Genomic DNA, 13434 nt, shown 5'->3' on the forward strand with positions numbered 1-13434 from the left:
TCCGTGGAGCGTCAGCTCATGAAGCGCTGCCACCAGCCGGTGCGCCGGCTCTCGTGACCGTGCGCGCCTTCGTTCCCGACATTGATGACGACGGTTCGCCGCATCTCGAGCTTTTCGCGCTCAGACTCCGAGTCCGGATCGCCGTTGTCGCCGGCATCGGCGCCGCTGGTCTCGCGCGCATCGTTGGCGTCTGGCTCGGCGCCTTCTGGCTCGGCGCCTTCTGGCTCGTTGGCGTCGCCGACGTTCTCGCCGGAGTCGTCGACCGGGTGCGGGGGCTCCGACGGCCAGTCGGCGCCCGCGTCGGGGTCATCCGGCTGTTCAGCGGCCGACGCAGGATCGGCCGGAACATCCTCCGACGCCGGTGCTTCGTCGTCCTGCACGGCATCCGGATCCCCGGCCGTGGCGGCTTCGTCCGGGCGTGTCACATCTTCAGGTGAAGTTTCCGTCGCATCGAGAGGCGCTGTCTCCAAATCATCATGGCCCCCGATCCGCTCGTCCGTCTCGTTGCCGACGGACGCATCGGACTCTGCATCCAAGGCCGCAACGTTGCCGGCATCGTCGGCACCGTATGCAATCGCCGCAGCAGCCTCATGCTTCGGCTCACCCTCATGCTCCGGCTCACCCTCTTGTTGAGCTTCCGCTCCAGGCGCAGCCTCAACGGTGAGTTCCGATGGATCGGGCAGTTCCGGCCCTTCTAAGCCGGAGTCCGCCTCGTCCCCTTCGCCGCCGGCTTCGTCCGCGGTAGCTTTGCGGGCTCGCCGCCGGCCGCCGCGCTTGCCGCGCCGGCGTCGTTTGCGGGCTGCTTTCTCTGCATCATCCTCGTCGGCCCCATCGTCCCGCTCCGACGCGTCCTCGGCTTCCGGTTCCTGTTCACCACCATCGCTCGCCGCCGCGGCCTGCTCTTCATCGTCGGACCGGTCTTCTCCGGTGCGCGCCTCCGCCGCGATCGCCTCTGCCTCGCCGTCGGTCCGCTTGCGGCGGCGCGGCCGCCGGCGCCGTCCGCGCTTGCCATCGTCGCCGCGCTCGTCCGGCTGCTGATCGGCGGCGGTGCCAGTCTCGGCTTCGGTCTCGGCCTCGGCCTCGTCAGCAGTCTCGATCTCGTCTTCAGCGTCGATCAAGCGTCGGGCCTCCGCCTCACCGCGAGCCTCGGCAGCAACTATCGGCACGGCGCCCGGAGACGGCGGCGGGCCGCTGCAATCGATGGCGTAGTCGGACGCCATCAGGGTGTCGTCACCGGTGACGGTGACGGTGACCCCGAACCGGGCCTCGAGATCGCTCAGCATCCGTCGCTTCTGATTGAGAAGGTAGCTCGCGACCGCAAGCGACACGCGCGCGCAGATCGTCGTCGAAACTCCGGCCAGTGCGTGCTGCTCGATGTGGCGCAGCACGGCCAGCGCCAGCGACTCCGTGGTTCGCCGGATGCCGGCCCCGGCGCAATGGGGGCATATCTGGAAGCTTGTCTCGAACAAGCTCGGCCGCAGCCTCTGGCGCGACAGCTCCAGAAGGCCGAAGGCGCTGATGCGGCCCAGCTGGATGCGGGCGCGGTCGTTCTTCATCGCCTCCTTGAAACGCCGCTCGACCTGCCCCTGGTTGCGGGTGTTCTCCATGTCGATGAAGTCGACGACGATCAGTCCCGCCAGGTCCCGCAGCCGAAGCTGGCGAGCGACCTCGTCGCAGGCCTCCAGGTTGGTTCTGAGCGCGGTTTCCTCGATGTGGCGCTCTCGCGTGGCGCGGCCGGAGTTGACGTCGATGGCGACAAGCGCTTCCGTCGGGTTGAGGACGATCGAGCCGCCCGACTTGAGTTGAACGACCGGCTGGTGCATTTCCTCCAGCTCGTCCTCGACCTTGAACGACTGGAACAACGGCCGCTTGCGGTCCTCGTACAGCTTCACCCGCCGGGCGTGGCTGGGAATGAACAGCTTCATGAAATCCTTGGCGGTGCGATACGCCGGCTCGCCCTCGATCAGGATCTCGTCGGTCAGGCGATCGTAGAGATCGCGGATCGAACGCTTTATGAGGCTGCCCTCTTCGTACACCAGCGCCGGCGCCATCGAGGTCAAGGTCAGCTCGCGGATGTTGCTCCACAGTCGCAACAGGTAGTCGTAGTCGCGGCGGACCTCCGCCTTGCTGCGCTCCGAGCCGGCGGTGCGCAGGATGACCGCCATGCCCTCCGGCAGCCCCAGTTCCGCCACGATCTTTTTCAGTCGCTTGCGGTCCACCAGGTTGGTGATCTTGCGGGAGATGCCGCCGCCGCGCGTGGTGTTCGGCATCAGCACGCAGTAGCGGCCGGCCAGCGACAGGTAGGTGGTCAGCGCCGCGCCCTTGTTGCCGCGCTCCTCCTTGGTCACCTGCACCAGCATGATCTGCCGGCGCTTGATGACCTCCTGGATCTTGTAATGCCGGGTTGACGTGCGCGGCTTGCGGACCCCGATTTCGTCCTCGTCGTCGGCGGCCTCGACGGTTTCGACTTCGGGAGCCTCCGACGCCTCCGATGCTTCGGGCGCAGTTTCGTGCGCCGCCTCCGTGGCCGCGTCTTCGGCCCGGTCGGCAGCGGCCTGCTCCGCCAGCAGCGCCTCGCGGTCGGCGACCGGAATCTGGTAATAGTCAGGGTGGATTTCGTTGAACGCCAAGAATCCGTGGCGATTGCCGCCGTACTCGACGAACGCGGCCTGGAGGGACGGCTCGACCCGCGTCACCTTGGCGAGATAGATATTGCCCTTGAGTTGTCGCCGCGACGCGACTTCAACATCATAGTCTACAAGGCGATCCCAATCGATAACAGCCACCCGCGTCTCTTCCGGGTGGGCCGCATCGATCAACATGCGTTTTGTCGTCATGAAACGTAGAACTCCTGCCCGCAGCGCTTCGCGGCGGCGTCAGCCGCCACGACACCCGGGCTCGATTTGATGATTGCGAGGAGGCGCCAGCGATCCCTTGCAGTCCGGCGTCAACGTCGGTGCCGGAATGACGGGTCGATCGGGCTGCACTCAGTGCCATAGGAACCTATTGCAACGGGTTGTGCGCGGTGGTTGGAATCGTGTGGGATTCAACAAACGTGCCGGCGTCGGCCAGCCAAACCTGCCGGCGTCGACCAGCAATAGGAAGTCGAAACCGCCATCGGACAACGACGAGGCGCCCGGAACGCGGCCAAACAACGCGGCCAAACCCCATGCGACATAAGCCACCGCTGTCAAGATACAGCCAGGATGACCGCTTCACAACGCCCGAGTTTGAGAAAGATTGCAACGCGCCTGCGTTAGGCGTTGAAAAAAATCGAAAAATGGTTGTAAATCATCGCGGTTGTGGATGGATCTTAGCGACAGGCATGAAGCAGGCACTTGGCTCTATCGTTCGTGGCCGTGCACGGACCGCCGTGGTTCTGCTGCTGGCGGCGCTGGTTTTGCCCACGTCGGCGCTGGTCCCGCGTGCGCTGGGCGGGTTGGCCGCCCATGCCTTCGCAAAGGCGTCGGCAATCACCGGCGCCCGCGTCAGTCAAGACGTTGATCGCACGCGGGTGGTTCTGGAACTGAGCGAACCCGTTGCTTTCCGCCATTTCACGCTCAAGAACCCGTGCCGTGTCGTGTTCGATCTGGCCGAGGTGGAATGGCAGTTGCCCGTGGAGCAGTTCGCGATTGAGTCACCGTCCCTGAAAGCCTTGCGCTATGGGCTGTTCCGGCCGGGAACGTCGCGGGTCGTGCTCGACTGCAAAGTCCCGGTGGCCGTCGACCGCGCACAATTGATCGCCGGGCGCAGCGGCCAGGGCCAGCGCCTCGTCATCGACCTGATTCGCGTCCCGGCGGAGAACCCGGCGGCGCCGACCGGCGCTCCGGCTGAACCTCAGGTGGCTGGGGCGCCCGTGTCATCCGCTTCGGTTGCGCCGCAACCACCGCAATCGCGGGCGCTGCGGCCGCCGACGGCTGATCCGGCCGGCGCGCCAAAGACCGAGTCGCCCGCCACAGGCATCGCCGCCACCGCCGCCGAACCCGGGCAACAACCCGCGCCGCGCCCCGCCCCACAGTCAGCGCAGCAGCCCGCAATTGCCGATGCCGCCGAGCCCGCCGCTGCAGCGACGGCTGCGGTGACCGGCGCCCATGCCGGCCGCGCCGTCAGACCGCTGGCGCCGACCATAGAGCCGACGCCGGTCGTGTTTCGTCTGCCGCCGCAGAAGCCGCAACCGTGGACGCGCCAGAAGGTGGTGGTGCTCGACCCCGGGCACGGCGGTCACGACCCGGGCGCCATCAGCGTCAGCGGCGTGTACGAATCAGCGGTCACTTTGAAAGCCGCCCGCATCCTCCGTCGGGAACTGCAGCGGAAGGGTGGCTACCGCGTCGTGATGACCCGCGACAGCGACAAAGCGGTTCGGCTCCGCGAGCGCATCAGGATCGCGCGGCAAGCCCGCGCCGACCTGTTCGTCTCCATCCATGCCGACGCCAACCCGGTAAGCTGGGTGCGCGGCGCATCCGTCTATACGTTGTCCGAACAGGCATCCGACGCGGAGGCGGCGGCCTTGGCCGAGCGCGAGAACAAGGCGGACCTGATCACCGGCGTTGATCTCTCCGGAGAAGAGCCGGAAGTCGCCACCATCCTGATCGACCTGGCGCGGCGCGAAACCATGAACGAATCGGCGCGCCTCGCGTCAGGCGTCATCTACGAACTCGGCCGCAGCACGTCGCTTCTCCGCAACACCCACCGTTTCGCAGGCTTCGCGGTGCTGAAGGCGCCCGACATCCCGTCGATCCTCGTCGAGATCGGGGTTCTGTCGAACCGCGAGGACGAGCGGCTCCTCCAACGGAGCGACTATCTCACCAGGCTCGCACGCGCCATCGTCAATGCGACCGATGCCTATTTCGAAGGCACCAAGGAAGCCAGGCTTCAGTAGGGCCCCAGACTTCAATAGGGGCTAGGGCGTCTTCGCGTCCGAGCGCGAGAGCCGATTGTCGACTGACGGCGCGCGCGTCCGTGTTATGATCGGCCTTTCCGATCGTGGCGGGCCTGCCGGTCCCGCGCTGCGTGATGCGGCAAGATCTCGACTGGATCAGGAACGGACTGGTAGTCTTCGCTGATGATCAGACTCATCGCCGCCGTGTTCGGCTCCCTGTTCGCGCTCCTCCTGATTGGTGCTGCCGGCGTGGCGGTGGCGTTCTACGCCATCGGCCAGGACCTCCCCGATTATCGCCAATTGGCCGATTACGATCCGCCGGTGACGACGCGGTTCTACACGGCCGACGGCCGGCTGCTCAACGAATACGCGGTCCAGAATCGGGTGTTCGTGCCGATCGACGCCACCCCGCGGCGGGTGATCCACGCGTTCCTGTCCGCGGAGGACAAGAATTTCTACCAGCACCCGGGCGTCGACATCTTCGGCATCGCCCGCGCTGCGGTCACGAACGTCAAGAACCTCGGCACCGGGCGGCGGCTGCAAGGGGCATCGACGATCACGCAGCAGGTTGCCAAGAACTTTCTGGTCGGCAGCGAAGTTTCCATGAACCGCAAGCTGAAGGAGGCGGTGCTCGCCTTCCGCATGGAGCAGGCCTTCAGCAAGGACAGGATCCTCGAGCTTTATCTGAACGAAATCTACCTCGGGCGCGGCTCGTACGGCGTGACGGCCGCGGCGCTCAACTACTTCAACAGATCCCTCGACGAACTGTCGATCGCGGAAACGGCGTTCCTTGCGGGCCTGCCCAAGGCGCCGAGCAATTACGATCCGATCCGCAATCCGGAAGAGGCGTTGGAGCGCCGCAACTGGGTGATCGGCCGCATGCTGGAGGATGGTGTCATCACCGCCGCCGAGGCGGAGGAAGCGCGCAACGCGCCGATCCAGATGCGCTGGCGGGATGAAACCGAGGCCTTCGCCGCCGATTATTTCGCCGAAGAGGTGCGGCGGGAAATCGGCAGCCGCTATGGCGAAACCGCCCTTTACGAGGGCGGCTTGGTAGTGCGCACGACCCTCGACCCGGCCTTGCAGGATATCGCCGATCGGGTCCTGCGCGAAGGCCTGACCTCGTACGACCGTCGCCACGGCTGGCGCGGACCGATCGCCCGCATCGACATCCCGCCGTCTCCAAAGTCGCCGCAAGCGAGCGATGAGGTGACGGCGCGCCTCGACGCCGTGCCGAAGCCGGCGGGGCTCGGCGACTGGAAAATGGCGGTCGTGGTGGCGCTCGATGCCGCCGGCGCTGACATCGTCCTCGGCGGGCGGGCAGGGCGCATCCCCCTGGAGGCGCTGACGTGGGCGCGGCCGTGGCGGGAGGGCCAGCATCTCGGTCCGGCGGTCGAGCGGCCGGCGGACGTGCTGGCGGTCGGGGACGTGGTCGCCGTCGAAGTGAAAGCCGAGGACGGCGCTGCCGCGGCAGAGGAAACGACGCGGTATGCGCTCCGACAGATCCCTGACGTGGAGGGCGCCCTCGTCGCCCTCGATCCCCACACCGGCCGTGTCCTCGCCATGTCCGGCGGCTACAGCTATGAGCGCAGCGAATTCAACCGCGCCACCCAGGCCTACCGGCAGCCGGGGTCGGCCTTCAAGCCGTTCGTCTACCTGGCGGCGCTGGAGGACGGCTTCACGCCGACCACCATCATCCTCGACGCGCCGTTCATCATCGATCAGGGGCCGGGCCTGCCCAAATGGCGGCCGGCGAACTACACGAACCGGTTCTACGGCCCGACGACGATGCGCATCGGCCTGGAGAAGTCGCGCAACCTGATGACCGTGCGTCTCGCCCAGACGATCGGCATGGAGCGCGTGGCGGAGACCGCCGAACGCTTCGACATCGTCGACGACATGCCTCCGCACCTGTCCTTCGCCTTGGGCGCCGCCGAGACCACCCTGCTGCGGCTCTCGAGCGCTTACGGCATGCTGGTCAACGGCGGCAAGCGGATCACCCCCAGCCTCATCGACCGCGTCCAGGACCGCCATGGGCGCACCATCTATCGCCACGACGGGCGCGACTGCTCCGGATGCCGGTCGGCCGAATGGCGTGGACAGCCCGCCCCGGCGTTGCCGGATCCGCGGGAGGCGGTCACCGATCCGGCAAGCGCATATCAAGTGGTGTCGATGCTGCAGGGTGTCGTGCAGCGCGGCACCGGAACCGTCGTCGCCGACGTCGGCAAGCCGCTCGCCGGGAAGACCGGCACCACCAATGACAGCAAGGACACGTGGTTCGTCGGGTTTTCGCCCGACCTCGTCGTCGGCGTGTTCGTCGGCTTCGATGATCCGAAACCGCTCGGCAGCAAGGAAACGGGCTCGTCTGCGGCGGCGCCGATCTTCCGCGACTTCATGGCCGCGGCCCTCGCGGAGGAACCCGCCATACCGTTCCGGGTTCCGCCCGGCATCCGCCTGGTGCGCATCGACCGCGACAGCGGCCGTCTTGCGGCGTCCGGCGACCGGCACGTGATTCTCGAAGCCTTCAAGCCGGGCAACGAACCCGACCAGCAGCGGGAAATTCTCAGCGGCGCCGGCGTCGCCGTCGAAGGCCCCGCCATGGGCACCGGCGGCCTCTACTGAGACCCGCGCAGGCAATCACCTTGATCCCGCGCGAAGGGGCTCGATCGGTCGCACGATTGTGGCGATCCTGAACGGCTGCGGCAGGCTTAAGCCATTGATATTCCCCGCTTTGTGTCCGTTTGCGGGCAGATTGTGTATGCAGATGTACTCGGATGTATGCGCGGCCGACCGCTAAGTGACTGAAAACGCAGAGCACCTTCTTGTGGCACATCGCTCGCGGAGGACGTCGAGCACGCCTGGGCTGTGCGCATAAGATGAGAACATTAATCGGATATGCGCACTGTCGGGGCCACCGTCAAGAACGGCAGCCGATGCCTCGCCGGCGTAAGCTCCTACCGAAGGAGGTCCTCGATACCCAGCTTCTTTGCGTAGGCGTTTATGTCCTCATGTTTGTCAAGCAACTCCTGTTTCGACGTATTTTCCCTCAGTCCCTTGCCCCAGGAGTGGGCATGACCGGTTCTTGTATCGACGCTTGGTAATTTGTGCTTGTCACGATGTTTTCTTGCCCAGAGCGATATGCCGACGCTGTGTTCCCAATGCGGGTAATCATCAGGAAGGGTCGTGTTGTTCGGATGTTTCTCGGGATGCCGCCAAAAACCCAGGCCCTCTTGATACTGCTCGAGGCTCGCCTGCCGCGTATTGCATCCGATGATTTCGAATAACCTATTCGTATTGCTGACGGGCCGGGCTTGAGCAAGCAACCGCATAAGGAGCCTGGTCGACCCCCAGGGCATCGCGAGTTCACCTTGCTTGAGATCCTCGAAACATTTTGCCGCCTTTTCCATGTCGCGCTTGGAAACCACGAAGTCCGAATGCCAAAAGGCGAGGCGATCGGCAAACAGATGTATCCACTCCATCGCGAAATGGGGATAAAGGCGAGGAAGCTTCAACTGGCTATTGAAGTCGATATAAATGCTTCCAGGAACAACAGTCGGGTTTTCAACATTGGTATCGTGGCCTACCACAGGCGTCCAGCCCACGTACTGGACGAGCTTTTGCTGTAACACGCACCATCTGTCGCTTACGCACCAACAGAGCCAAGCCTTTTCAATGCCGCGCAGTGCCGCGGCCCACCCTTCAGCGGCTTCACGCACTTCCGGTATTCTACTCGCAGGGAAGGCTTCCCAATTGCCGGTCGCCACTCTGCCCACGGTCCTTGCGGCCGCGTGACCAGCAAATTTATCTGCATTCCCCTCTGACATCTTCGACTCCCTATACAAGCGCGCACGGTTTTCTACCGTAAGTCGATCATATAGTCAAGGTAACACTTTAGGTTGAGTTTGGTGCTTTCCGTAACTGGTCCAACGCCCGCCGCTCCGCTTTGGTCGGCCGACCGGCTCCCGATTCACGTTTGCCCGTCGGCAGCGGCTCTATGGGCGCCGGCGGCGACTCCATCGGCGCCGGCGGCGGCCCCGGCGTCTGGGGCGGCGGCTGCAGATCATCGTATAGGCCGCGCGCTTCCGTGGCCGGTCCGCGCCGGCTGCCGAGCGCGACGACGCGCACGACGCGGATGTCCGCGCCCTTCGGAAAGGTCAGGACGTCCCCTGGTCGCAGCACCTGATGGGACTTGCGCACCACGGCGCCGTTCACTCTCAGCCGCCCGCTCTCGCACAGGCGGCTGGCCAAGGTGCGGCTCTTGAAAAAGCGGGCGTGCCAAAGCCATTTGTCGACCCGCAGCACACTCTCGCTCATGAGGCCGAGCGCATTTCCGATCGCACGCCGATAGCGCCCATGCTGCCGGCAGCGTCCATGCTCATGTCGGCGACACCAGTCTGCGCAGCTTGGCGAACGGCGAATGTGCCTCCGGCCTCGCCGACCGGCGTTCACGCTTCGCATTCCCTTGCTTCGCCGTTGCCTGCGGCTGCCGGCGCGGGGCGCGGCGGAAGACGGTGCTGTCGCTGCCCTCCCGTGGCTCGTATCCGAGCGCCGCGAGGATGCCGATCAGGTCTTCCGCGCCGCACCCGAGCAGGCCGCACAACTCCTGCGTCGCCTCGAAGTCGCCGCCGCGCGCGAGCGCGTTGGCGCGGGCCGCCGCGCGCTCCGCCATGTCGACGCGCACCGCCGCTCGCCCCAGGGGCAGGTAGCCGATGGCGCCGTAGAATGCGGGCGGCGTCCCGTCCTGCATCGCAACGGTGACGCGCCCCGGCGGCGGCAAAGCCGGAAGGTCGACGCCGTGATGCGTCGCCCACAACAGTCCGCGGAGCGCGATCGCCTGCGGCTTCAGCAGCCGCGGAACGTGCACGCTCTCGCGGCCGATCTTGATGCCGATGCGGGCCAGCGCCTTGCGGTCGTCGCGGCTGAGCGCCGCGATCTGCGTCGCCACCTGTCGGCGCGCCAGTGACCCCAGCGCTTCCGTAACCTGAAACGCAATGCCGCCCGCCGCCCCCGCCAGGCCGGCGCGCCGAACCTTGAACAGCAGCGCCAGATGGGCCTCCAGATAGCGCTCCAGCCAGTCGGCCAGACGCCGTCGCAGGCGCTCGCGCTGGGCCGGCTCCAGCATGTCGCCGGTCTCCGGCTCGACCTTCGGCTGCAGCACATCGGCGCCGGCCGCCAGTCGCGCCACCGGCGCGTCATGCCAAAGTATCGCCCCTTCCGGCGTAACCGCGAACGCATCATCGGGGTCCGCCTCCATCCGGCGCAGGCGATACGGGATCTCGGTGCGCAGCGCCCTGAGGGCGGCCGCATTGAGCAGCCGCATGACCGGTCCGCTGTCGATCCGGCTGTCCGCGGTCACGCCGGGGTCGGGGGTGAAGCGGAAGCCTTCCAGGGTTCCGACGAATTCGTCCTCGACCATCACGTCGCCGGCGGCGCTGACCGCGCTCGCCAAGTCGTCGGCGCTCCGCATCCGCCCGAGCAGGATCGAGCTCCGCCGGTCGACGAACCGCTGCATCAGGCGGCGGTGCAGGGCGTCGGACAGCTTGTCCTCGATGCTGCGGGTCCGCTGCTGCCAGCCGGCGGCATCGTCGACCCAGTCGGCTCGGTAGGACACGTAGGTCCAGGTGCGGATGTTGGCGATGCGCTGCATCAACGCCTCGATGTCGCCGTCGACGCGATCGATGCGATCCACCTGGCGCGCGACCCAGGACGCGGGCAGGCGGCAGTCGCCCCGCCCGTCCGGCCCCATCAGGTGACGATAGATCCGGCCCAGCAGTTGGGCGTGGGCGTCGCTCATCACCTTGCGGAAGTCCGGGATCTGGCACACGTCCCACAACAGACGGACCGCCGCCGGGTGCCGCGCCAGCGCCACGATTTCCGCATCGCGGGCCAGCGCCGCCAGAGCGTCTTCGTCGTCGGCGCGGCGGATGCGCGTCAGGCCGGGCGTCGTCGGCGTCCTCGCCAGGCTGGTAAGCAGCGCGTCGAGCGAGGCGAACATCAACGCGTCATTGCGCCAGTAGAGCCGCCGCAGAGGGTCGAAGCGGTGGTTTTCGACGCGGCTGACCATGTCCGGGTCGAGAGCGCCGGCGTCGGCGGTGGTGCCGAACGTGCCGTCGTTCATGTGGCGACCGGCGCGGCCGGCGATCTGCGCCAGTTCGGCCGCGGTCAGCGGCCGCGGGTAGTGGCCGTCGAACTTGCGGGTCTCTGCGAACGCCACATGGTTCAGGTCCATGTTGAGGCCCATGCCGATGGCGTCGGTCGCCACCAGATAATCGACCTCCCCCGCCTGATACATGGCGACCTGGGCGTTGCGCGTGTGGGGGCTGAGCGCCCCCAGCACCACCGCGGTTCCGCCCCGCTGGCGGCGGATCAGCTCGGCGATGGCATAGACGTCGGCAACCGAAAAGGCGACGATGGCGGTCCGCGGCGGCAGCCGCTGGAGCTTGCGCGACCCGCTGTAGCTCAAGGTCGAGAACCGCGGGCGGGTGATGATCTCGGCTTCCGGAACCAGCCGGCGGATCAGAGGGCGGATGGTTTCAGCGCCCATGAACAGGGTTTCGAGGCCGCCTCGCGCGTGCAACAGGCGGTCGGTGAACACATGGCCACGGTCCGGGTCGGCGCACATCTGGATTTCGTCCACGCCGACGAACGCAACCCGTCGATCCACCGGCATCGATTCTACGGTGCACAGAAGGTAGCGGGCCTCCGCCGGCACGATCTTCTCTTCGCCGGTGATCAGCGCGACGCTCCGCGCCCCCTTGGCCCGGACGGCGCGGTCGTAGTTCTCGCGTGCGAGCAGACGCAGCGGGAACCCGATCATCCCGGACGCATGACCCAGCATCCGCTCCATCGCGAAGTGGGTCTTGCCCGTGTTCGTCGGGCCGAGCACGGCGGCAACGCGGGGTCGGCTGGCGGCGGTCACCATGACCCCATGACAATCTGCATCCTGGGCTCCCCGCGCAAGCCCCAAGAGCGCCCGAAGCAGCGGCGGGTGCGGAAGCTCCGCTAGCCCGAGGCGCTGCCCGGGACCATGGGGACGAAAGCGACCGGAAGCTTCTGCTCCTTGGTCAGCGAACCGTCGACTTCGCGCACGCACCGGTACAGCATCTGCGTGTCTCCGGCGGCGCCCACCGGAATCACCAGCCGGCCGCCCGGCGCCAGTTGTTGCGCCAGAGCATCGGGGACTTCCCGTGGCGCGGCGGTCACGATGATGGCGTCGAACGGCGCTTGCTCGAGCCAACCGGCATAGCCGTCCCCGACGCGGACATGAATGTTGCCGTAGCCAAGCCGTTCGAGCCGCCGGCGCGCGGCTTCGGCCAATGCCGGAACGACTTCCAGCGAGTAGACTTGCCCGGCAACGGCGGCCAGCACGGCCGCCTGATAGCCGCAGCCGGTGCCGACCTCAAGAACCCGATCGTCCGGGACGAGATCGAGCAGGTCCGTCATCACCGCGACGATGTACGGCTGGGAGATGGTCTGCCCATGGCCGATGGCGAGCGGCCGGTTGTCATAGGCGGAAGCCTGTTCCCGGTCCGGGACGAATTCGTGCCGCGGGACCGCCGCCAGCGCAGCCATTACCCGCTCGGAAAACCGCGGCCGGCCGGTCCACGATGCGGTCTGGCGCGCCTCCGCTTCGATGATCTCGACCAGGCGCCGACGGGCTTCTGCAAATTGCGCTTTGCTCATGCGTGCCTTGCTCGAACGACCGCGCGCCGCACCGGCATTCGCCCGCAGGCTGGCGCGCTGTTCACGGTGGTCCCGTGGTTTTATCATGCCGATGCCAAACCGTCGCGGAACTCTTCGCGCGTCAGCCGCACCGGCTGCGGCGGGTTGGCCGAACGGAGCGCGGTGGATCGACCATGAACCAGTTCATCCAACTCCTCGACCTGTTCGGCGTTGCCGTCTTCGCCGCCAGCGGGGCGCTGAAGGCATCGAGCAAGCGCATGGACGTGTTCGGCTTCGTCCTGATCGCGACGGTGACCGGAATCGGCGGCGGCACGCTCCGCGACCTGTTGCTGGGGGTGCGGCCGGTGTTCTGGATCGGCAAGCCGGAATACCTGGCGGTCTGCGCCGCGACCGCGATCCTCGGATTTTTTATCGCCCATCGGCTCCAGCATCGCCAGAACTGGCTCTTGTGGGCCGATGCCGTCGGCCTCGCCATCTTCTGCGTCCTCGGCGCCGAAGTCGCGCTCGCCGTCGGCGCGCCGGCGTCGGTCGCGGTGCTCATGGGGCTGATGACCGCCACCTTCGGCGGCATCATCCGCGACGTCCTGTGCGCCGAGAGCCCGCTGATCCTGCACCGGGAAATCTACGCGACCGCGGCCGCCGCCGGATCCCTCGTCTACGTCCTCGCCGACTGGGCGTCCGTTCCGCCCGCCGCCGCCATGCTGACCGCGTTCGCCGTGGCGTTCGGCGCCAGGGCCGCCGGCATCCTGTTCGGCCTGTCGCTACCGACGTATGGGGGCAGCCGGTGACGGTGCGGCGCCGGATCCTCGGGCTTGCGGCGATAGAAGCGCCCGCACATATTTCGTCGAAGTTCGACGCCGGCCACACGGGGG

At 66.9% G+C, this 13434-nt stretch carries 8 protein-coding genes; 3 read left to right on the forward strand and 5 right to left on the reverse strand.

The window, feature by feature from the left end; all coding sequences use genetic code 11:
• Positions 1-11: 11 nt before the first annotated feature.
• Positions 12-2837 (reverse strand): Rne/Rng family ribonuclease, encoded by a 2826-nt coding sequence (locus IPM60_08640; protein ID MBK8907960.1) that lies wholly within the window; start codon positions 2835-2837, stop codon positions 12-14.
• Positions 2838-3667: 830 nt separating this feature from the next.
• Between IPM60_08640 and IPM60_08645 the strand changes: the two genes are divergently transcribed.
• Together IPM60_08645 and IPM60_08650 are read left to right on the forward strand one after the other, a co-directional pair.
• Complete coding sequence (locus IPM60_08645) at positions 3668-4879, forward strand: N-acetylmuramoyl-L-alanine amidase (GenBank protein MBK8907961.1); 1212 nt, start codon at positions 3668-3670, stop codon at positions 4877-4879.
• 183 nt (positions 4880-5062) lie between these two features.
• On the forward strand, positions 5063-7501 hold the full coding sequence (locus IPM60_08650; GenBank protein ID MBK8907962.1) for a penicillin-binding protein 1A: 2439 nt from the start codon (positions 5063-5065) through the stop codon (positions 7499-7501).
• A gap of 332 nt (positions 7502-7833) precedes the next feature.
• Here IPM60_08650 and IPM60_08655 read toward each other — a convergent pair whose 3' ends face one another.
• The 4 genes from IPM60_08655 to IPM60_08670 form a co-directional block, all read right to left on the reverse strand.
• Positions 7834-8643: a hypothetical protein gene (locus IPM60_08655; GenBank protein ID MBK8907963.1), complete on the reverse strand. Its 810-nt coding sequence runs from the start codon at positions 8641-8643 to the stop codon at positions 7834-7836.
• A gap of 127 nt (positions 8644-8770) precedes the next feature.
• Entirely contained in the window at positions 8771-9193 is a 423-nt protein-coding gene (locus IPM60_08660) for an RNA-binding S4 domain-containing protein (protein ID MBK8907964.1), read from the reverse strand.
• Between the two features lie 61 nt (positions 9194-9254).
• A complete protein-coding gene (locus IPM60_08665; protein MBK8907965.1) occupies positions 9255-11801 on the reverse strand; it encodes a disulfide oxidoreductase in 2547 nt (848 codons plus the stop codon).
• A gap of 80 nt (positions 11802-11881) precedes the next feature.
• Positions 11882-12562, reverse strand: coding sequence for a protein-L-isoaspartate(D-aspartate) O-methyltransferase (locus tag IPM60_08670; GenBank protein ID MBK8907966.1), 681 nt, complete (start codon positions 12560-12562; stop codon positions 11882-11884).
• A 173-nt stretch (positions 12563-12735) separates the two neighbouring features.
• On the opposite strand from IPM60_08670, the gene IPM60_08675 reads away from it, so the two are divergent.
• On the forward strand, positions 12736-13350 hold the full coding sequence (locus IPM60_08675; protein ID MBK8907967.1) for a trimeric intracellular cation channel family protein: 615 nt from the start codon (positions 12736-12738) through the stop codon (positions 13348-13350).
• The last annotated feature ends 84 nt before the right edge of the window (positions 13351-13434 follow it).

This window comes from Rhodospirillales bacterium (genome assembly GCA_016710335.1).
Taxonomy (GTDB): Bacteria; Pseudomonadota; Alphaproteobacteria; order Rhodospirillales; family Defluviicoccaceae; genus JADJXQ01.

What these genes read in the sequence shown, in the direction of transcription:
- IPM60_08640 (MBK8907960.1), bottom strand. Translation starts at nt 2,837, where the DNA reads ATGACGACAAAACGCATGTTGATCGATGCGGCCCACCCGGAAGAGACG.
- IPM60_08650 (MBK8907962.1), top strand. Translation starts at nt 5,063, where the DNA reads ATGATCAGACTCATCGCCGCCGTGTTCGGCTCCCTGTTCGCGCTCCTC.
- IPM60_08660 (MBK8907964.1), bottom strand. Translation starts at nt 9,193, where the DNA reads ATGAGCGAGAGTGTGCTGCGGGTCGACAAATGGCTTTGGCACGCCCGC.
- IPM60_08665 (MBK8907965.1), bottom strand. Translation starts at nt 11,801, where the DNA reads ATGGTGACCGCCGCCAGCCGACCCCGCGTTGCCGCCGTGCTCGGCCCG.
- IPM60_08670 (MBK8907966.1), bottom strand. Translation starts at nt 12,562, where the DNA reads ATGAGCAAAGCGCAATTTGCAGAAGCCCGTCGGCGCCTGGTCGAGATC.
- IPM60_08675 (MBK8907967.1), top strand. Translation starts at nt 12,736, where the DNA reads ATGAACCAGTTCATCCAACTCCTCGACCTGTTCGGCGTTGCCGTCTTC.